Origin of the sequence: Herbaspirillum sp. (assembly GCF_035644555.1) — a bacterium.
Classification (GTDB): domain Bacteria; phylum Pseudomonadota; class Gammaproteobacteria; order Burkholderiales; family Burkholderiaceae_D; genus Herbaspirillum.
The window spans coordinates 1-18757 of sequence record NZ_DASQOH010000035.1 but is presented as its reverse complement, the minus strand read 5'-3'; the positions used below and the strand labels follow the sequence as shown (position 1 = coordinate 18757).

Here is an 18757-nt window from a genome sequence, read left to right as displayed (position 1 = left end):
TCGCAATCATGTGGCGGTAAATTAATTGCACTTCGCAACCATATGCCTTTTCTGGAGATCCCCATGGACTACGACGGCCTGCAGCTTCCCGCGCGGGAACAGACCATCCGCCAGTTGCGGGAGCTGTCGCGCAAGCTGGTGCGCGAACTCGGCTTCATGCGCAGCACGCTGGCGGGCAGCGACATGGCGCCTTCGGCGGTGCACGCCATCATCGAGATCGGGCTCAACCCTGGCATCCAGGCCCGTGACCTGGGCGAGCTGCTGTGTCTGGACAAGTCCAATACCAGTCGCCAGGTAGCCAAGCTGGAAGCACTGGGTCTGGTGCGCCGTGCGCCGCTGGAAGCGGATGGGCGGGCCTTCAGCCTGTCGCTGACGGAGACGGGCCAGGCGCTGCGCAAGAAGATCGACCGCTTCGCCACCGACCAGGTCTCGGCGGCGCTGCGACGGATCATGCCGGAAGACCAGCAAGGTCTGCTGCGCGCCCTGGCCCTGTATTCGCAGGCCCTGTCACGCGACAACCCCAACCTGGCAGCACCACAAGGCCCGGCGCCGGCAGCCTTGACGACCGGCTACCAGCCCGGCTGCATCGGCGATATCGCCGGACTGCATGCGCGCTATTACGCGGGCACGTCGGGCTTCGGCGTGTTCTTCGAGCACAAGGTGGCCAGCGAACTGGGCGCGTTCGCACAGTCCCTGCCGGCCGCCGGCAAGCAGCTCTGGACCCACGTGGAACAAGGGCGCACCCTGGCCTCGATCGTCATCGACGGCGATCCCGCCAGCGGCGTGGCCCATCTGCGCTGGTTCATCGTCGATGACAGCCTGCGCGGCAGCGGCGTGGGACGGCACCTGCTGGACCAGGCCATGGCCTTTGTCGATGCGCATGGATTCGAATGCTATCTGTGGACGTTCAAGGGGCTGGAGGCGGCGCGGCATCTGTATCTGGCGGCGGGTTTCGCGCTGGCCGAGGAAGCGCCGGGCGAACAATGGGGCAGCCGGGTGGTGGAACAGCGCTATGTGCGTGCGGCGCGCGCAGTGCCGCTGGGGGAGCCTGCGGACGGGTCGGACTGAGCGCTCACGTATCGCAAAGTATCGGTCTGCCGGCGTTTGTTACCGGTCGCCACCGCAATCGGGCCGCGGCGCCGGTGCCGGCGGGTCCCGCGCCAAGCAGCGTGACACAACTGGAAACACAACATTACAGCTTTAAAGAGGCACGGCTCCTAGAGTGGATTCACGGCGCGACCTTCGCGACGCGTCTCATCCACCGCCAAACTGTTTCATGACAGGAGTCCATGATGAAAACCACAACAAGCCGCATCGCCTTCGTCCTTCTCACCACCTTCTCCGCCCTCGGCGTCACCCTGGCCACCGCCCCTGCCGCGCAGGCGCAGGTGGTCGGCGTGGACGTACGCATCGGCACGCCACCGCCGGCACCGCGCTATGAAGTGGCGCCCCCACCGCGCCACGGCTATGCCTGGGCACCAGGCTACTGGGCCTGGAACGGCCATCGCCACGTGTGGGTAGGTGGTCACTGGGAACGCGTACGCCGCGGCTATGCGCGCTACGAGCCAGCGCACTGGCAGCAAGGTCCGGGCGGCGGTTGGCACTTCATTCCGGGTCACTGGGCGCGTTGAGCGCACTGGCTGAGAGGCCGGCAAAGCGGGCCGGGTCCAGCGCGGCCACCAGGTCGCGCGGCAGCGGCAGCGGCTCGCGCTCCATCATCGAGGCCAGCAATTCGGCCATCAGCGGCGCCCAGATCAGGCCGCGCGACGCATAGCCCAGCAAGCCGTAGAGCCCGTCCTCGCCGCCCGGCAGCGCCCCCACCAGCGGCAAGCGGTCGGGGGCGATGCAGCGCTGGCCGACCCGCCCCCCCAGCCCGGGATCGGTGGCGTCGGGCAAGGCATGGTGCCGGTCGATCTGCGGCAGCATGTGGCGCAGGCGGGCCAGATTGTCGCCATGGCTGTCGGCGCGCAGGGCCGGATCGTCAAAGCGGTCGTAGCTGGCGCCCATGCAGACTTGTCCGGCAAAGGGCCGGGTCAGGTAGCCGTCGCCGCACAGAGCGTAGGGTAGCTCGGGAAATCCCTCGGCCGGCAGATGCGTGACCTGGCCGCGCACCGTGTTCAGCGGCAGTGCGGCGGCCTGGGCCAGCGTCCCTGCCTGCGCGCCGGCGGCCAGGATCAGCGCCGGGGCCTCGGCCATCACCGCGCCGGCCGCATCCAGCGCCTGCCATTGCAGGCCGGCGCGCTGCAGGCGCGTCACGGCGCGTCCGAAATGGGTCTGCACTTGCCCTTCGGCCTGCGCCACCGCCAGCAGGCGACGGCATACCGAGGGCGGGTTGAGCCAGCCGGCCTCCGGAAAGAAATAGCCTCCACCCATGGTCTCCATGCCCAGCGCGGCAGCGGTATCGGCGGCCGACATCCAGCGCGCATAGCGCGCCGGGTATTGCCATTGCCGGGCGCCCTGCTCGAAGGACCAGGCCTGCCTGGCATCACGGCCGAACTGCAGGATGCCGCAGCATTCCCCGATGATCGCCGCACCCTGCTCCACCCCCACCCCGCCCAGGGCCTGCCAGCGTTGCGCCGCAAACAGGAACGCGGCACGGGTCAGGCGCGCCAGGGGACTGTCGTCGCGCGCCAGTGCCGGCATGAAGAGGCCGCCATGATTGCCCGAGGCACGTGTGGCCACATCCCGGCCGGCGTCGATCAGGTCGATGTGCCAGCCGCGCGCGCAGAGGCGTTCGGTGATGGCGGTACCGGCCAGCCCGGCACCGATCACGATCGCATGGCGGGGCTGGCGCGGCTGGCGCGGCTGCGGCGTGTCGCTGGTCGCCACGTGCGATGCCGGACGTGCCCAGGCCGGGGCATAGCGCAGGACCAGCACGCCTTCCTGCAGGCTGCCGCTGAAACCGACCTGGCGCATCGCCGCCGGCAGCGCCGGGGTCAGATCTGCCGCCCATACCCGCGCCTGGGCACCGGTCCAGGCCAGGCGCGCCAGCCGTTTGCAGGCGTGGGCATGCCAGGCCGGGGCCGCAGCGTCGAAGCGCGGCGCGTCGGCATGCAGGTAGAACAGATCGACCGGCGCTTCCAGCCTGGCCAGCTCTTCCTCCAGCGCGCCCCAGATCAGCGTCAGGCTCACCCTGCCCTCATCGAGCAGCAGGCGATGCGTGCCCGGCAGCGGCAAGGGCCAGGCCGCGCGCAGCGCCTGTGCATAAGTCGGATCGGGATGGAGCGCGTCAGCCTCGGGAGGATGCGGCAGGATGACGATGTAATGAAGGCGCTGGCAGGCGCGCGCCCCGCCCTGCGTCCGCTGGCAGGCAAAAGCATGCCAGGTGGCGAAGAAAGCATGGCCCAGGCCGAAATGCAGGTCCAGCACCACGGCCGTATGCTGCTCCCTCAGGCCATCGGGCAGAGCCGTCAGTCCGGGCGGACGGGTTGCCGCGTCGGCGCGCCAGGCGGCGAGCAATTCCGGGGAGGCAGCTTGGAGGGGACAGGCAGGCATCGTCAGGACATCCAGGAGGGAGCGAACAAGGCCGCCATTCTACGCCGCCTGCCGGAACCGGCCTTGCGTCTTGACAAAGCCCGCCATGCTCCATAATCTGCATACAGAACACAGAAAAGACGAACATTGCGTACCATGCTCAAGATCGACGCCCCCGCACAGCTCATCGAACAGGTCTACCACGCCATCCTGGATGCGATCTGCACCGGAACCCTGGCGCCCAACAGCAAGATCACCCAGGAAGGCCTGGCCGAACAACTGGGGGTGTCGCGCCAGCCCATCCTGCAGGCGTTCCAGATCCTGCGGCGCGAGGGCTTCATCACCGATGCCGGTCGCAAGGGTGTGATGGTGACCGCGCTTGATCCACAGCGCCTGCTGCAGCTCTATCAGGTGCGCGCCGTCCTGGACGGCCTGGCCGCACGTGACAGCGCGGCGCACTGCCGGCACGACGTCGCCCGGCGCACGATGCTGGCCACCGAGGGGCGGGCCCTGATCGCGGCGGCCCGTGCCATGCCAGACCTGGACGACCTGTCGGCGCGCATCCGGGCCGACATGGATTTCCACCAGCTCCTCTATCGCAGCAGCGGCAATCCGGTGATCGCGGAGACCACCGCGCTGCACTGGCACCACATCCGCCGCGCCATGGGCGCCATCCTGGCCGGCGATGTCCGTTCGCACCGTACCGTCTGGGATGAGCACGAAGCGATCCTGCAGGCCGTGCTTGACGGCCAGCCTGCGCTTTCCGACAAGCTGGCACGACAACACGCCGAGGGCGCGGCCGAACACCTGGCGCGGGCGCTGGGCGAGGCCCGGCAGGCAAGACAGCAGGCCTGAGCGGCCTGCCCCCTCCTTCCCTTTCATCCGTACGCAGCACGGCTGCGCCCCGCCATGCTCGCCATCTTCAATATTGTCTTTCCGATCTTTTCGCTGATCTTCCTGGGCTGGATCTGCCGCCGGCGCAACGTCCTGTCGGCCGCCGCGGCCACCGAGCTGAACCGCTTCGTGATCTGGCTGGCGCTGCCGGCGTTGCTGTTCGATTCCATGTCGCGGCTGACGGCCGCCGACTTCGCCAACCTGCGTTTCATCGCCGTCTTCGCTGCGGGGGTGGCGCTGGTGTTCCTGCTCACCGCATGGCTGCGCCTGCGCCAGAAGGCGGCGGCGGCCGACGTCATCATCGACAGCCTGGGCAGCTCCTATGCCAATGTCGGTTTCATCGGGATTCCGCTGTGCTACCTGGCCTTCGGCCGCGACGGCCTGCCGCCCTCGGTGATTGCGATGGTGATGACGGCCTGTCTGCTGTTCGCGGTGGCCATCGTGTTGCTGGAGACCTGCCTCCACGCGCGCGCCGGGCTGGGGCAGACGGTCACCAAGGTGGGCCGCTCGCTGCTGCGCAATCCCATCATGATCGCGCCGGTGGCGGGGATCGCGGTGGCCTTGAGCGGCGTCGGCATCCCCGGCGGGGTGCAGCAATTGTTCAAGCTTCTGGGAGGGGCCGCCGGGCCGTGCGCGCTGGTCTCGCTGGGACTGTTCCTGGCGCAGCCGGTGCAGCGGGGCGCGGGCGCGCCGGTGTGGCTGCTGGTGGCGTTCAAGCTGCTGCTGCAACCGGCGGTGACGGCGGTGCTGGCCTACTGGGTACTGCCGCTGCCGCGGATATGGGCCGACAGCGCAGTGCTGCTGGCGGCCATGCCGATCGGCACCGGGCCGTTCATGCTGGCCGAGCTGTATCAGCGTGAGGTGACGGCGATGTCGCGCGCCATCCTGATCTCGACTACCTTGTCGCTGCCCACCATCGCCGTGATCCTGGCCTGGATCGCGCACCATTGAGCAGCCGGCAGGCGGCCGGGCCGCCCGCTGCGCTTACAGCATGGCGCGCTCTTCGCGCAGGATCTGTTCGAATTTGTCAGCCGGTACCGGCGGGCTGAACAGGTAACCCTGAATCTCGTCGCAACCGTAGTGGCGCAGGTAATCCAGCTGTTCGTCGGTTTCCACGCCTTCGGCGATCACGCGCAGCTTCAGGTGGCGCGCCAGCGAGATGATGGAGGCGGTGATGGCGGCATCGTCGGCGTCGATGGTGATGTCGCGCACGAAAGAGCGGTCGATCTTGAGTACGTCGATGGGGAAGCGTTTCAGGTAGGCCAGCGAGGAATAGCCGGTGCCGAAGTCATCGATGGACAGGCGCACACCGAGCTTCTTCAAACCCGCCAGGATGCCGATGGCGTGCTCGACGTCGGTCATCATCAGGCTCTCGGTCAGTTCCAGCTCCAGCGAGGCCGGCGGCAGGCCGGTGTCTTCCAGCACATCGGCAATGGAAGAGACCAGGTCCTTCTGCAGGAACTGGCCCACCGAGAGGTTGACCGAGACGCTGATGTCTTCATGCCCCTTCAGCTGCCACTGGCGGCACTGCACGCAGGCGGTACGCAGAACCCAGGCGCCGATGGGCAGGATCAGCCCGGTCTCCTCGGCCAGGCCGATGAAGCGCGCCGGCGAGACCATGCCCAGTTGCGGATGCTGCCAGCGGATCAAGGCCTCGCTGCCGATCACGCGGCCGCTGGCCAGGTCCACCTTGGGCTGGTAATGCAGCAGGAATTCGCCGTGGTCCAGCGCATTGCGCAGATCGCCTTCGATGCGCAGGCGTTCCAGCGCCTGCTCGTTCATCGCCGGGGTGTAGAACTGGAAATTGTTGCGACCGGTCTGCTTGCCGCGATACATGGCGATGTCGGCATGCTTGATCAGGGTCTCGCCATCGGTGCCGTCGTTGGGATAGCAGGCCACGCCGATGCTGCAGGTCATGAAGAGGGTATGCCCGCCCAGGGTCACCGGTGCCGCCACCGCATCCATGATACGTTGCAGGCTGCGCGTATCCAGTGACAGTTCATCCTGCTCCGGCAGGATCATGATGAATTCGTCGCCGCCCAGACGCGCCACGGTATCGGCTTCGCGCACCGCCGCGCGCAGTCGCCCGGCCACCGTGCGCAGCAGGGTATCGCCGGCCTTGTGGCCCAGCGTGTCATTGACGAACTTGAAGCGGTCCAGGTCGACGAACACCACCCAGAGGGCCTGCTTCTGCCGCTCGGCCGCGCCGATGGCCTGTTCCAGGTGATGCCGCAGCATGTGGCGGTTGATCAGGCCGGTGAGCGTATCGCGGCTGGCCTGGAATTCCAGTTCGGCTTCGTAGCGCTTCATGGAGGTGATGTCGTACAGCGCCGCCACGAAATGGGTGACCTCACCGCTTTCATCACGCACCGGCGCGATGTAGAAATCGTTCCACAGCTCCGAGCCATCCTTGTGGTAGTTGCGCAGGACCACGTTGTGCTCGCGCTGCTCGCGCATGGCGATCCAGACGGTCTCGAATCCCTCGGGATCGCTGTCCCGGCCTTCCAGGAAGCGGATGCTCTTGCCCACCGCCTCCGCGCTGCTGTAGCCGGTGATGCGGGCAAAAGCCGGGTTGACGTATTCGATGGTGTAGTCCGGCTGTTGGGCCGACAGGATCAGGATGGCATTGGCGCTGGCCTCGATGGCCTGGTGACGCAGGCGCAATGCACGCTCGGCCAGCCGGCGCGCCTTGATGTCGTCGGACAGCAGGGCATTGGTGGTGCGCAGCTCGGCAGTCTTGTCTTCCACCAGTTGCTGCACCCGGTGCGAACGCATGGACAGCGCCCGCATGTAGGCCGCGCCCAGCAGCGAGGCGATCACGCCCACCAGCAGGATCAGCAGCGAACCGTAGTGGTCGGCAAAGACCGAACGTGGCGGGATGCTGATCTCCATGTGCCAGGTCTGGCCGCCGATGTCGAAACTGGTGACGGTGGTGGAAGGATGGCGAAACAGGGTGCCGGGCTTGAGCAGATGGTCCAGCCAGTGCTCCTCGTGCGGCGCACTGTCGTGGCTGAACACCAGGTTGCCGGGTGCGGCCTGGGCGCCGACGTAGATGCGCAGGCCGATTTCGTGATCCGACATCAGGCCGGCGCCGTCCAGGATCTTCTGCACCAGGCCGTCGAGCTCCAGCACTGCCGTGGTATCCCCCACCAGTAGTGCGCGCCGGGCTGCGTGATCGGTGGGCTGCACGCCGCCCCGATAGACTGGCTGGATCACCAGCAGGCCGCGCTCGTCGGGGCCGGACTGGGCCAGCTGCAGCGGCGGCGTCGACGCCGGCCGGCCGCTGACCAGCGCGGCATCCAGGGCGCTCCTGATGGCGGCATTGCCGGAGACGTCCAGTCCCAGCGCGGCTTCATTGCCGGCCATCGGCTCCACGTAATCCACCACCAGATAGGACGGCTGCTGTGGCGCGCTCTGCACCCGACCGTCGCGCAGCGTGGTGATCTCGAAGCCCGGCTTGGCGCCCTGGCGCAGGGCTTCGAAGACCGGCCGGTCCTCGTCGGAAACGAAGCGCTGCACGCTGAAGGCGCGGACATAGGGATAACGCTCGAGCAGCGGGCGGGTGAAGCTCTCGAACTGCTCGCGGCTGGGGTCTCCCACAGTGGCATAGAAGTGGTTCACCACCGACTGCACCTGGACCGCCTCTTCCAGCCCGCGCTGGATGGTAAAGGCACGCAGTCCGGCCCGGCGCTCGAAGTCCAGGTTGACCGCATCCTCTTCCAGGTGGCTGGTGGCGACGAAGACCGTCACGGTGGCGCACAAACCCAGCATCAGCGTGAGCGATGCCGACAACGTTGCCCCCAGCTTGTTGATCACACGCTGCATAAACGAATCGTTATATCTCTAGTGAGCCCGATCATAATCCGGACTATCCCTCGTTATCGGCCGTAGCGGGTTTATTTTTAATCGTCACACTCCCGGCGGGCGCTGATCCCATCGCCGGGGCGTTTCATGTTTCCCCACGGGAACATACGGCCGCCTGCGCGGCCGGTCCTGCTCAATAGGCGGCCGGCGCCGCATTGCGCTTCTGCTGCGCCTCGCGGGCCTCCCGCTCGATCTGCTGGGCCTGCATGAAGGCATCGAAGGAACGTTCGATGGTGGCGCGCTCGACGTCGCGGGTGATGAAGACGATGCGGCTGCGGCGGTCCTCCGAAGGCCACTGCGGCAGAGTGGCGGTGGGATGGAAGATATGCTGCACGCCATGGATCACGGTGGGCCGCTCCTCGCCCTTGAGGTTCAGGATGCCCTTGATGCGCAGGATATTGGGTCCCTTGAAGCCGACCAGCAAGCTCAGCCATTCGTCGAACAGCACCGGATCGATGGGCTCATCGAAGGTGAAGCAGAAGGCGCGGATATGGTCGTCGTGCCGGTTCACGTCGTGGGCGTGATCATGCTCGTGATGATCGTGTGCATGCGCGTGGCCGTGATCATCATGTCCATGGTCATGATGACCGTGGTGATGGTGGTCGTGGCCGTGATGGTGGTGCTGGGCCGCTTTCTCGGCGAAGGCTTCCTCGTTGAGCCAGCGCGCCACGTCGGGCATCTTCTCGCCCGGCTTGAACAGGCCCGCATCCAGCAGCTCGGCGGCCGCGATCTGGCCCACCTGCGGCTGCAACTGGCGCGCACCGGGGTTCAGGGTGCGCAGGCGCGCCTGCAGGGCCGACAGCGTGGCGGCGTCGGCCAGGTCGGTCTTGGTCAGCAGCAGGCGGTCGGCGACCGCCGCCTGTTGCACGGCTTCCGGATGATTGTCCAGGGTCGACATGCCATTGACCGCGTCCACCGTGACGATCACGCCATCGAGGCGGTAGCGGGCCGAGATGAAGGGGTCGGTCATCAGCGTGTGCAGGATGGGCGTGGGCGAGGCCAGGCCGGTGGTCTCGATGACCACGCGGTCGAACTTGCGCTGGCCGCCTTCGGCGAAGCGCCAGGTGATGTCCTTGAGCGTCTTCTTGAGATCGCCGCGGATGGTGCAGCACAGGCAGCCGCTGCTCATCTCGACGATGGTTTCTTCCTGGCTGTGCGCCACCAGCAGGTGATCCAGGCCGATCTCGCCGAACTCGTTGATGATGACCAGCGTGTCCTTCATTTCCGGCTGGGTGATCAGGTGATTCAACAGCGTGGTCTTGCCGCTGCCCAGGAAGCCGGTGAGCAGGGAAACGGGAATCGGCGCAGCGCCGGCGGGTACGGATGGGTTCATGTTGTAAAGACGGGATGAGAATGGACAGTCCAGCCATCATGCTAACCGATGCGTCAAGGGGGCAGGCCGGAACCGGGCAAAAAAAAGACGGACCGTATCGGCCCGTCTGGTGTTGTGCGATTCAGTCGCGCAGCTTACCCGTGCAGTTCACTCATTGTCATGCGCATCCAGCGGCACCTTCTCCGGCTGCGGCTGGGCCTCGCCCTTGCCCAGGCCCGGCAGCAGGTGGCCCAGCTTGCGCGCCTTGGTCCCCAGGTAGCCGATGTTGAAGGGATTGTGGTTGGCGATCAGGGCAATGCGCTCGGCCACGGTGATGCCGCTCTCTTCCAGCGCCTTCACCTTGCGCGGATTGTTGGTCATCAGGCGCAGGCTGGTGATCTTCAGGTGGGCCAGCATGGGCAATACGATGGTGTAGCGCCGCATGTCCGCCGGGAAGCCCAGGCGTTCATTGGCTTCCACGGTATCGGCGCCCTGGTCCTGCAGGTGGTAGGCACGGATCTTGTTCAACAAGCCGATGCCACGGCCTTCCTGGCGCAGGTAGAACAGCACGCCACGGCCTTCCTTGGCGATCTTCTTGAGGGCGGCCTCCAGCTGGGCGCCGCAGTCGCAGCGCTGGGAGAACAAGGCGTCCCCGGTGAGGCACTCGGAATGCACGCGGCCCAGCACCGGCGCGCCATTACCGACATCGCCCAGGGTCAGGGCCAGATGTTCCTTGCCGGAAACTTCATCGTAGAAGGCGTGCAGCTCGAAGGTGGCCCAGGGCATGGGCAACTTGCACGAACTCACGAAGACCAGTTTTTCTTCCGGCACGGCGGCGGCCGGAACGATGGGTGAAGACATGACAACCTGCTTTCGAATCGAATGCTCAGAACCGCGTATCTTACCTTGCGGCCGGGTTTCTTTCAGCGCGCCACGATCCCGTACAAGCCCCCTGAGCGACTTGTACGGGGAATTTGAATTGCTCTCAACCAAGAAAAAGCCCCGCACACGGCGGGGCCTTGCAGTGCGAAGCCAGCCGGCTTACACCAGCCCGTGCGCCTGCTGGTCGGCGTGATAGCTGGAACGCACCATGGCGCCCACGGCGGCGTGGACGAAGCCCATCTTGTAGGCCTCTTCCTCGTACATCTTGAAGGTGTCGGGGTGCACGTAGCGGCGTACCGGCAGGTGGTCGCCGCTGGGCATGAGGTACTGGCCGATGGTGAGCATGTCGACGTTGTGGGCGCGCATGTCGCGCATGACCTGCAGCACTTCCTCGTCGGTCTCGCCCAGGCCGACCATGATGCCGGACTTGGTCGGCACTTCCGGATGCAGGTCCTTGAAGCGCTTCAACAGGCTCAGCGAATATTCGTAGTCGGAACCGGGGCGGGCTTCCTTGTACAGGCGCGGCGCGGTTTCCAGGTTGTGGTTCATCACGTCCGGCGGGGCCATCTTGAGGATTTCCAGGGCGCGGTCCATGCGGCCACGGAAGTCCGGGGTCAGGATCTCGATGCGGGTCTCGGGCGACAATTCACGTACACGCTGGATGCAGGCCGCGAAGTGGGCGGCACCGCCATCGCGCAGGTCGTCGCGGTCCACGCTGGTGATGACCACGTAGGACAGGCGCAGCTGGGCGATGGTCTTGGCCAGGTTTTCCGGCTCGTTGGGGTCCAGCGGGTCGGGACGACCGTGACCGACGTCGCAGAACGGGCAGCGGCGGGTGCACTTGTCACCCATGATCATGAAGGTCGCCGTGCCCTTGCCGAAGCATTCGCCGATGTTGGGGCAGGAGGCTTCCTCGCAGACCGTCACCAGGTTGTTGGCGCGCAGGATGTCCTTGATCTCGTAGAAGCGCGTGGTCGGCGAGCCGGCCTTGACGCGAATCCAGTCCGGCTTCTTCAGCTTTTCGGCGGCCACCACCTTGATGGGAATCCAGGCCGTCTTGCCGGCGCCCTTCTGCTTGTCCAGCGGGTTCACGCGGGCCGCACCGGCGGCATTGGCATTGGAGGAAGAATCTGCTGCGGGAGTGATTTCGGTCGTCATGTCGGTCGTTCCGGCCCCGGGCGCGCTCAGCGCGTGAGGCTCAAGCCATGCCCGCGAAGCGGGCGATCAGTTGGTCGGCAAGCAAGTCCTGGACATCGGCCAGGCGGGCCTGTCCGGCCCCCAGGGTCTGCATGTCCACGGTGGCCAGGCCTTCGTAGCCACAGGGGTTGATCCAGGAAAACGGTGCCAGGTCCATGGCCACGTTGAGCGATACCCCGTGGTAGGTGCAGCCGTTGCCCCGTATCTTCAAGCCCAGCGCGGCCACCTTGGCGCCCTGCCAGGGGCCGTCGGCGGCGTAGATGCCAGGCGCCCCTTCCTTGCGTACACCGGCGAGATTATACGCCGCCAGCGTGGCGATCACCGCCTCTTCGATGTTGTGCACGAATTCCCGGGCGAACAGGCGCGCCCCGCTGCGATTGCGGCGCAGGTCCATCAGGAGGTAGATGACCACCTGTCCGGGGCCGTGGTAGGTGACCTCGCCTCCCCGGTCGGTCTGTACCACCGGGATGTCGTGCGGAGTCAACACATGGGCGCGGTCGGCGCCCAGGCCCAGGGTATAGACGGGGGGATGTTCGACGATCCAGAGCTGGTCAGGGCTGTCGGCGGTGCGCGCATCGGTGTAGGCGCGCATGGCGGCGAAGCTGGTCTCGTAGGACTCGACGCCGCGCCGTACGATCTCTGGACGGCGGGCCGGGGCGGCGGGCGTGGTGCTGGCGCTGGCGGGGGGTAGTGCGGTTTGCATGCCCGCCAGTGTAGCGAAATTCGGACAGGGCCGTGTCAGAACCAGCGGATCAGTCCGTGCGGCAACAACTTGCTGATGCTGCTGATACGCACCGTGTCGTTACCCTCAGCCACCGGCAGCAGCGGTGCCTGCGGGGCGATGGGAGAACCGGCACCGGACAGCCAGCTGCGCCAGCCCGCGACGCGCAGGGGCGACACCGTGAACTCGGCCGCTCCGTGCACCGCTTCGAGGATCGCCAGCCCGCGTCCGTGGTAGTCGAAGCAACGTCCGGCCGTGAGCCAGATGTCCTGCCGGCAACCGGCAATGGTCAGCCACACCAGGCCGCTGGTGACGCGGATGCGCACACCACCGCGCAGGCGGCGGGTCTGCGTCTGTCCTTCCAGAAGCCGTTCCGGAGTCCTCTGATCTGCGAATGAAATTGCCATGGCGGGTGCTCCCTTGCGAAAATCCAGACAAGCCGCGTCCCTGCCGCACTGTCCGATCGGGTGCGGCTTTCAGAGGGAAAATGCCTGGAGTGATGGTGAATGAGTCACCATTGTAGGAAAACCCTGCAGCGCGACAAAACGATATATATTGCGTTTCTTTGCGAATGGAATTCACAAGGAACCCACCATGGCCGATCTCCGGAAACTGCCCAACCTGGCCGCCCTGCGCGCCTTCGACGCGGCCGCCCGCCACGAATGCTTCTCGCGCGCGGCCGAGGAGGTGCATGTCACGCCCGGCGCCATCAGCCACCAGGTGCGCGCGCTGGAAGAAGACCTGGGCCTGCAGCTCTTCAAACGCCACGGCAAGCGCATCGCCATCACCGAGACCGGCCAGCGCTTCGCCGCCACCATCCGCAAGTCGCTCGGCGAAATCGCCCAGGCCGCCGAACACCTGCGCAGCCTGAACCGCCAGCAACGCCTGGTGATCTCGGCCACGCCCTCGTTTGCCTCGCGCTGGCTGGCGCCGCGCCTGTGGAAGTTCATCGATGCCCATCCGGAAATCGAGGTGGTGCTGCAATCGGGCAGCCACCTGGCCGACCTGCGCCTGGACGGGGTGGACGTGGGCATCCGCTTCGGTCGCGGACAGTACAGTGGCGTGGTCACCGAAAAGCTCAGCGACGATTACTACTACCCGGTGGCCGCCCCCGGCTATCGCGGCGACGGTGGCCGTAGCCGCAAGCTCACCCGCCCGGCTGACCTGGCCCATTGCACCCTGTTGCGCATGGATACCCGCGAGTCCTGGCAGCCCTGGCTGACCCTGGCCGGGCTGGATCTGCCGGAACCCAGCGGCACGCTGGTGGTGGAAGACTCCTCACTGACCCTGCGCCATGCCGTCGAGGGCAAGGGCGTGGCGCTGTCGCGACACACCATCGCCTGGCAGGAAATCGCCAGCGGCACGCTGGTGCGTCTGTTCGACGTGGCCCAGCTGTGCGAGGAAGCGCATTACCTGGTGCACCTGCCGGAAGGACTGGAAAAGCCCGGCGTGGTGGCCTTCCGCCAATGGATCTTCGAGGAGATGCAACGCTTTCAGGCCATCCCCGGCTGGCCGGGCGATGTGCCGAAAACGCCAGCCCGCAAAAAAGCGAAAAGCCCATGAAAAAACCGGCGCATCCCGAAGGACTGCGCCGGTCTTTGCCGACCTTGCGACACCGCGAACCGGATCAGAGCACGAACTTGACCATCTCGTGCGTGGATAGCGCGCGATAGATATTGTCGAGCTGGGTGCGGCTGGTGGCGCGCACGGTCAGCGTCAGCGACAGGTACTTGCCCTGGGTGGACGGCCGCATCTCGACCTTGCCCGCATGAAACTCGGGATCGTGCTCGATGACCATGGCGACGATGGTTTCGGCGAAATCGTCATGGGTGATCCCGACCACCTTGATGGGGAAGTCGCTGGGATATTCGATCAGGGATTCTTCAGGGGAAATAGTGGGCATAGTCATGGCAAACCGCCTTGGCGTTGTCCGCTTCGGCGCTCCTGGTTTCAATGCTCCCAGATGGGGATGAACCGGCGGGCTTCAAGCGGAGGGTCAGGTGAATACGGGTGGGGGATGCCTGCATTCTACGCCATGCCGACGACCCGACGTGCAGAAAACGTCAAGGTCGCCGTTGACCACATTGCCGTCCCGCTTACAGACGGGCCTTGGCCGCCTGGTAGGCCGCATAGACCTTGCCGAACACCGGACCCGGACGTCCGCTGCCCACCGGCTGGCCGTCCAGCTTGACCACCGGCAGCACTTCCTTGCTGGCCGAGGAAATGATGAGCTCGTCGGCGGCCAGCACTTCCTCGCGGGTGATGCGACGCGACTGCAGCACGATGCCCTCTTCGGCACACAGCTCTTCCATCAGGCCATAGCGGATGCCTTCCAGGATCAGGTTGTCCTTGGGCGGCGCCGATATCTGGCCATCCTTGACCACCCAAACATTGGAGGACGACGCCTCCGACAGGAAACCGTCACGGAACTGGATCGCCTCGGTCACCTGGTTTTCGGCGGCGAACTGCGCGGCCAGCACATTGCCCAGCAGCGAGGTCGACTTGATCTGGCAATTGAGCCAGCGGCGATCTTCCATGGTCACGCAGGCCACGCCCTGTTCGATGGCCGAAGCCGGCGGCAGTGCCATGGGGTTGGTCATGATCAGTACCGTCGGCACCACTTCCTTGGGGAAGGCGTGGGCGCGCTTGGCCACACCCCGGGTGACCTGCAGGTAGATCATCTGGTCCTCCAGACCGTTGGCCTGCACAACCTGGTCGATCAGGGCGTTCCAGCCGGCCTCGTCATGCGGATTGGGAATACCGATGCTGTCCAGGCTGCGGAACAGGCGCGCCAGGTGCTGGCGACCACGGAAAGCCTTGCGGCGATACATGGGGATCACCTCGTAGATGCCATCGCCGAAGATGAAACCGCGATCCAGCACCGGGACGCGGGCTTCGGACAGCGGCGTGAGTGCGCCATTGAGATAGACGATGGGATCGTTCATGGTGGGCTTTCCAGTAATCGTGGGTGAGCGGGTGGATGCGGCAGACCGTGCCGCGATGAATCCATTCTGTCACGCCGCCCCGGGCAATCCTATGCAAAAACGGTATAAGGTGCAGGCACCCTCACGAGGCCATCGCTTCCATCTGTACGCGATGCCCCGCACCCTCGCCCGCTGCCGCCGGCACGAACTTCCAGCGCACATCGTGGAAGCGCGCCAGCGTCTCGCGGTGCGCGATGCTGATCACGGTCACGCCCGGCAGCTCGCGCGGCAAGGCGGCATAGAGCACCTCTTCGGTTTCGCCATCCATGGCGCTGCTGGCCTCGTCCAGGAACACGATGCGCGGACGGTTGAGGAATACCCGCACGAAGGCCAGCCGCTGCTGCTCGCCCGGCGACAGCGCCTGGCTCCAGTTGGCCGCCACATCCAGCCGGTCGGCCAGGTGCGACAGACGACACAGGGCCAGGTAACGGGTGATGAGATCATCCTTGAAACTGCCCTCGGCCGCCGGATAGGAAAGCGCCGCCCGCAGGGTACCGATGGGCAGATAGCTGCGCTGGGGCAGGAACATCGCCGGTGCATCCTGCGGCAGGCCGACCTGGCCATGACCATAGGGCCAGACATCGGCCATGGCGCGGATCAGCGTGGACTTGCCGCAGCCGGAAGGGCCGCTGATGAGCACATGCTCGCCGGATTCCACCCGGGCATCGAGGCTGCGCATCATCGGCGCACCATCCGGGAAGGACAGCTGCAAACCCGACACCGTCACCGCACTGCCCGCATGCGGCGTGACCTCGATGGTGCGCGCCATGCCGGCCGCACGCTCCACATCGGCATGGAAGCCCGCCAGCCGGTTGATACTGGCCTTCCAGCTGGCCAGCGTGGTGAAGGCATTGATGAACCATGACAGCGCATCCTGCACCTGGCCGAAGGCATCGCTGATCTGCATCAGCACGCCCAGTGAGATGGCGCCCGAGAAGTAGCGCGGCGCCGACACCAGCATGGGGAAGATCACGGCGAACTGGCCATAGAAATTGACGGCTACGTTGAGCTTCTTGGTCAGCCGCATGATGTCCCACCAGTTGCGGCGGATATCGTCCAGGCGTGCCGTGAGCTGCGTGCGTTCCTGCGTCTCGCCGCGATACAGGGCCACCGCTTCGGCATGCTCGCGCACGCGGATCAGACCGAAACGGAAGTTGGCCTCGAAGCGCTCCTGGTTGAAGCTCAGTCCCACCAGCGGACGGCCGATCCACCACACCAGTCCGGACCCGACGGCGGCATAGGCGATGACGAACCAGACCATGTAACCGGGAATGACCCAGCTGTGACCAGCGGCCGAAAAACTCAGCGGGCCACTGACCGACCACAGGATATGGATGAAGGAAAACAGGGTGACGCTGCTGGAGATGAATCCGAGCACCAGCGACAGCGTATCGGAGGTCAGTGCATGCAGGTCTTCGGCGATGCGCTGGTCGGGGTTGTCCGAGAGCCGGCCCTCCTGCCCCTGCTCGATGCGGTAATAGGCGCGATGCGCCAGCCACTGGTCGAGATAGCGGGTGCTCATCCAGTAGCGCCAGCGGATCTGCAGCGCCTGCTTCAGGTAGACGCTGTAGATGGCGATGGCCACGAACACGAAGGCCAGGCCCGAGAATTGCCACAGCAGTGATTTGAACTGCGGATAGTCGCGCGATTGCAGCACGTTGTACATGTCGCGGTTCCACGAGTTCAGGCGCACGTTGATGTAGACCATGCCCAGGTTCAGGGCAATGATGGACAGCAGCAGCGCCCAGGCCTTCCACTTTTCTTCGGATACCCAGAACGGCCGGATGAGCCGCCATATCTGGGCGCGGGTGGCACGGTTGCCGGCATGGGCAGCACCGGCCGGTGGCGTGGAAGCGACTGCAGGGGACGGGCGTTCGGTCATGTCGTGGTCCTGGCGATGAGTTTGCTGCCCAGCTTGCCGCAGAAGACTTAACGCAGGCTTAAGCACCCTTCCCCGCCCCATACGGTGGGCCACGCTGCGGCTATCGCTGCCATCGGAAGATTCAATCCATGGACAGGATGATTGTCGCTAGACTGCCCTCTTTGAACCATGTTGCCAGTCATCAACGCCATGTCGAAGGGTCGACTAATACCATCGTCTAGTAGGCGCCCAAGGACTGGCCCGCAATAATCGGCAGCATCGGTCACAAGTCACTGTCGCGTCACCAGTCCATCATTCCAGGGAGCCCTACCATGCACAATCTCACCCCCAAGCGTCGCTCGCTGAGCGTCGCCGCCCAATTGTCGCTGAGCTTTGCGCTGGTCCTGGCGATGATGCTGGTGCTGACCGTGGTCAGCATTACCAAGGTCAATGCCATCGAGGGCAGCCTGGCGCGGGTCAGCGAAGACAACAACGTCAAGCAGCGCTACGCCATCAACTTCCGCGGCAGCGTGCATGACCGCGCCATCGCCCTGCGCGACCTGACCCTGGTGGGGGATGCCGAGGTCAAGGACGTGATGGCACTGATCGACAAGCTCGAAGCCGACTACCAGCAATCGGCCAAGCCGCTGGACGCCGTCTTCGCCAGCATGAAGGTACGCCCGGACGAGCGCACCAGCCTGGAACGCATCAAGGCCGCCGAGACACACGCCATGCCGCTGGCCGCCAAGGCCATCGCGGCACGCAAGGCGGGTGACATCGAGGGTGCGCGCCAGTTGATGCTAGGCCAGGTCAAGCCGGCCTTCGTCGAATGGCTGGCCGCGATCAACCAGTTCATCGACCTGGAAGAAGGCATGAGCCAGGCCGAATCAGCCAAGGCCCGCAGCACCGCACGCGGCTTCCAGGCCTTCATGCTGATCCTGCTCAGCGCCGCGCTGGTGGCCGGGGTGGTGCTGGCCACGCTGATCACCCGCTCCATCCGTGGCGCACTGGGCGCCGAGCCGGACGAGGTCAAGCACGTGGCGCTGGCGGTGGACCGTGGCGAGCTGTACCACGAGGTGACGCTGCGCCGTGTCGGCAATGGGCGTCGTCAGAGCATCATGGAAGCCCTGGCCGAGATGAGCGGCAACCTGCGCAACACCGTCAGTGAAGTGCGCGATGCCGCCGCTGGCGTCGCCACCATCAGCGCCCAGATCGCCGCCGGCAACAGCGACCTCTCGGCCCGCACCGAAGACCAGGCCGCCTCGCTGGAAGAAACCGCTTCAGCCATGGAACAACTGACGGCGACCGTCAAGCAGAACGATGGCCATGCCCGCGAAGCCAACCAGCTGGCCCGCAATGCCTCCGACATCGCCAAGCAGGGTGGCGCCATCGTCGAAGAGGTCGTCGATACCATGGCCGCCATCAACACCTCGTCGCGCAAGATCGTGGACATCATCGGGGTGATCGACGGCATCGCCTTCCAGACCAATATCCTGGCCCTGAATGCCGCCGTGGAAGCGGCCCGCGCCGGCGAACAGGGTCGCGGCTTCGCGGTCGTCGCCACCGAG

General features: G+C 65.8%; 16 protein-coding genes. 6 read left to right on the top strand and 10 right to left on the bottom strand.

Going from position 1 to position 18757, the window contains the following annotated elements:
* Positions 1-63 precede the first annotated feature (63 nt).
* Together VE092_RS09095 and VE092_RS09090 are read left to right on the top strand one after the other, a co-directional pair.
* The gene (locus tag VE092_RS09095; protein WP_324875936.1) at positions 64-1068 is read left to right on the top strand and encodes a helix-turn-helix domain-containing GNAT family N-acetyltransferase; all 1005 of its coding nucleotides are present in this window, start codon (positions 64-66) and stop codon (positions 1066-1068) included.
* 224 nt (positions 1069-1292) lie between these two features.
* Positions 1293-1631, top strand: coding sequence for a YXWGXW repeat-containing protein (locus tag VE092_RS09090; RefSeq protein ID WP_324875934.1), 339 nt, complete (start codon positions 1293-1295; stop codon positions 1629-1631).
* Here VE092_RS09090 and mnmC read toward each other — a convergent pair.
* Complete coding sequence (gene mnmC / locus VE092_RS09085; RefSeq protein ID WP_324875932.1) at positions 1606-3495, bottom strand: FAD-dependent 5-carboxymethylaminomethyl-2-thiouridine(34) oxidoreductase MnmC; 1890 nt, start codon at positions 3493-3495, stop codon at positions 1606-1608. The two genes, VE092_RS09090 and mnmC, sit on opposite strands and share 26 nt — an antisense overlap.
* Positions 3496-3630: 135 nt before the next feature.
* Here mnmC and VE092_RS09080 point away from each other — a divergent pair, with 135 nt between their 5' ends.
* Together VE092_RS09080 and VE092_RS09075 are read left to right on the top strand one after the other, a co-directional pair.
* Positions 3631-4329 carry a GntR family transcriptional regulator gene (locus tag VE092_RS09080; protein WP_324875988.1) on the top strand — a complete coding sequence of 233 codons (699 nt, stop codon included), beginning with the start codon at positions 3631-3633 and terminating at the stop codon, positions 4327-4329.
* Positions 4330-4383: 54 nt separating this feature from the next.
* Entirely contained in the window at positions 4384-5319 is a 936-nt protein-coding gene (locus tag VE092_RS09075; protein ID WP_324875930.1) for an AEC family transporter, read from the top strand.
* Between the two features lie 33 nt (positions 5320-5352).
* On the opposite strand, the gene VE092_RS09070 is transcribed toward VE092_RS09075, so the two are convergent.
* The 6 genes from VE092_RS09070 to VE092_RS09045 form a co-directional block, all read right to left on the bottom strand.
* Entirely contained in the window at positions 5353-8193 is a 2841-nt protein-coding gene (locus VE092_RS09070) for a bifunctional diguanylate cyclase/phosphodiesterase (RefSeq protein WP_324875928.1), read from the bottom strand.
* Positions 8194-8365: 172 nt separating this feature from the next.
* The gene (locus VE092_RS09065) at positions 8366-9565 is read right to left on the bottom strand and encodes a GTP-binding protein (RefSeq protein ID WP_324875926.1); all 1200 of its coding nucleotides are present in this window, start codon (positions 9563-9565) and stop codon (positions 8366-8368) included.
* A 147-nt stretch (positions 9566-9712) separates the two neighbouring features.
* Complete coding sequence (ribA, locus tag VE092_RS09060; protein ID WP_324875925.1) at positions 9713-10405, bottom strand: GTP cyclohydrolase II; 693 nt, start codon at positions 10403-10405, stop codon at positions 9713-9715.
* Between the two features lie 180 nt (positions 10406-10585).
* On the bottom strand, positions 10586-11584 hold the full coding sequence (gene lipA, locus VE092_RS09055; RefSeq protein WP_006463414.1) for a lipoyl synthase: 999 nt from the start codon (positions 11582-11584) through the stop codon (positions 10586-10588).
* A 40-nt stretch (positions 11585-11624) separates the two neighbouring features.
* Positions 11625-12326: a lipoyl(octanoyl) transferase LipB gene (lipB, locus tag VE092_RS09050; protein WP_324875922.1), complete on the bottom strand. Its 702-nt coding sequence runs from the start codon at positions 12324-12326 to the stop codon at positions 11625-11627.
* A gap of 35 nt (positions 12327-12361) precedes the next feature.
* On the bottom strand, positions 12362-12751 hold the full coding sequence (locus tag VE092_RS09045; RefSeq protein ID WP_324875921.1) for a DUF2917 domain-containing protein: 390 nt from the start codon (positions 12749-12751) through the stop codon (positions 12362-12364).
* A 187-nt stretch (positions 12752-12938) separates the two neighbouring features.
* Here VE092_RS09045 and gcvA point away from each other — a divergent pair, with 187 nt between their 5' ends.
* Positions 12939-13907 (top strand): transcriptional regulator GcvA, encoded by a 969-nt coding sequence (gene gcvA, locus VE092_RS09040; RefSeq protein ID WP_006463417.1) that lies wholly within the window; start codon positions 12939-12941, stop codon positions 13905-13907.
* Positions 13908-13971: 64 nt separating this feature from the next.
* Here the strand turns inward: gcvA and VE092_RS09035 are convergent, their stop codons facing one another.
* From VE092_RS09035 to VE092_RS09025, 3 genes are all read right to left on the bottom strand, one after another.
* Positions 13972-14253, bottom strand: a complete 282-nt coding sequence (locus VE092_RS09035; RefSeq protein ID WP_039875317.1) for an HP0495 family protein — start codon at positions 14251-14253, stop codon at positions 13972-13974.
* Between the two features lie 187 nt (positions 14254-14440).
* A complete protein-coding gene (locus tag VE092_RS09030; RefSeq protein WP_324875917.1) occupies positions 14441-15289 on the bottom strand; it encodes a D-amino acid aminotransferase in 849 nt (282 codons plus the stop codon).
* A 121-nt stretch (positions 15290-15410) separates the two neighbouring features.
* Positions 15411-17210, bottom strand: a complete 1800-nt coding sequence (locus VE092_RS09025; RefSeq protein WP_324875915.1) for an ABC transporter ATP-binding protein/permease — start codon at positions 17208-17210, stop codon at positions 15411-15413.
* Between the two features lie 311 nt (positions 17211-17521).
* Between VE092_RS09025 and VE092_RS09020 the strand changes: the two genes are divergently transcribed.
* A partial coding sequence (locus VE092_RS09020) for a methyl-accepting chemotaxis protein (protein WP_324875913.1) occupies positions 17522-18757 on the top strand: 1236 nt, incomplete at its 3' end.

Excerpts from the sequence above, each read along its gene's own strand:
- gcvA (WP_006463417.1), top strand. The coding sequence starts at position 12,939 with ATGGCCGATCTCCGGAAACTGCCCAACCTGGCCGCCCTGCGCGCCTTC.
- VE092_RS09030 (WP_324875917.1), bottom strand. The coding sequence starts at position 15,289 with ATGAACGATCCCATCGTCTATCTCAATGGCGCACTCACGCCGCTGTCC.
- lipB (WP_324875922.1), bottom strand. The coding sequence starts at position 12,326 with ATGCAAACCGCACTACCCCCCGCCAGCGCCAGCACCACGCCCGCCGCC.
- VE092_RS09095 (WP_324875936.1), top strand. The coding sequence starts at position 64 with ATGGACTACGACGGCCTGCAGCTTCCCGCGCGGGAACAGACCATCCGC.
- VE092_RS09070 (WP_324875928.1), bottom strand. The coding sequence starts at position 8,193 with ATGCAGCGTGTGATCAACAAGCTGGGGGCAACGTTGTCGGCATCGCTC.
- ribA (WP_324875925.1), bottom strand. The coding sequence starts at position 10,405 with ATGTCTTCACCCATCGTTCCGGCCGCCGCCGTGCCGGAAGAAAAACTG.
- VE092_RS09065 (WP_324875926.1), bottom strand. The coding sequence starts at position 9,565 with ATGAACCCATCCGTACCCGCCGGCGCTGCGCCGATTCCCGTTTCCCTG.
- VE092_RS09025 (WP_324875915.1), bottom strand. The coding sequence starts at position 17,210 with ATGACCGAACGCCCGTCCCCTGCAGTCGCTTCCACGCCACCGGCCGGT.
- VE092_RS09075 (WP_324875930.1), top strand. The coding sequence starts at position 4,384 with ATGCTCGCCATCTTCAATATTGTCTTTCCGATCTTTTCGCTGATCTTC.
- VE092_RS09035 (WP_039875317.1), bottom strand. The coding sequence starts at position 14,253 with ATGACTATGCCCACTATTTCCCCTGAAGAATCCCTGATCGAATATCCC.
- VE092_RS09080 (WP_324875988.1), top strand. The coding sequence starts at position 3,631 with ATGCTCAAGATCGACGCCCCCGCACAGCTCATCGAACAGGTCTACCAC.
- VE092_RS09090 (WP_324875934.1), top strand. The coding sequence starts at position 1,293 with ATGAAAACCACAACAAGCCGCATCGCCTTCGTCCTTCTCACCACCTTC.
- lipA (WP_006463414.1), bottom strand. The coding sequence starts at position 11,584 with ATGACGACCGAAATCACTCCCGCAGCAGATTCTTCCTCCAATGCCAAT.
- mnmC (WP_324875932.1), bottom strand. The coding sequence starts at position 3,495 with ATGCCTGCCTGTCCCCTCCAAGCTGCCTCCCCGGAATTGCTCGCCGCC.
- VE092_RS09045 (WP_324875921.1), bottom strand. The coding sequence starts at position 12,751 with ATGGCAATTTCATTCGCAGATCAGAGGACTCCGGAACGGCTTCTGGAA.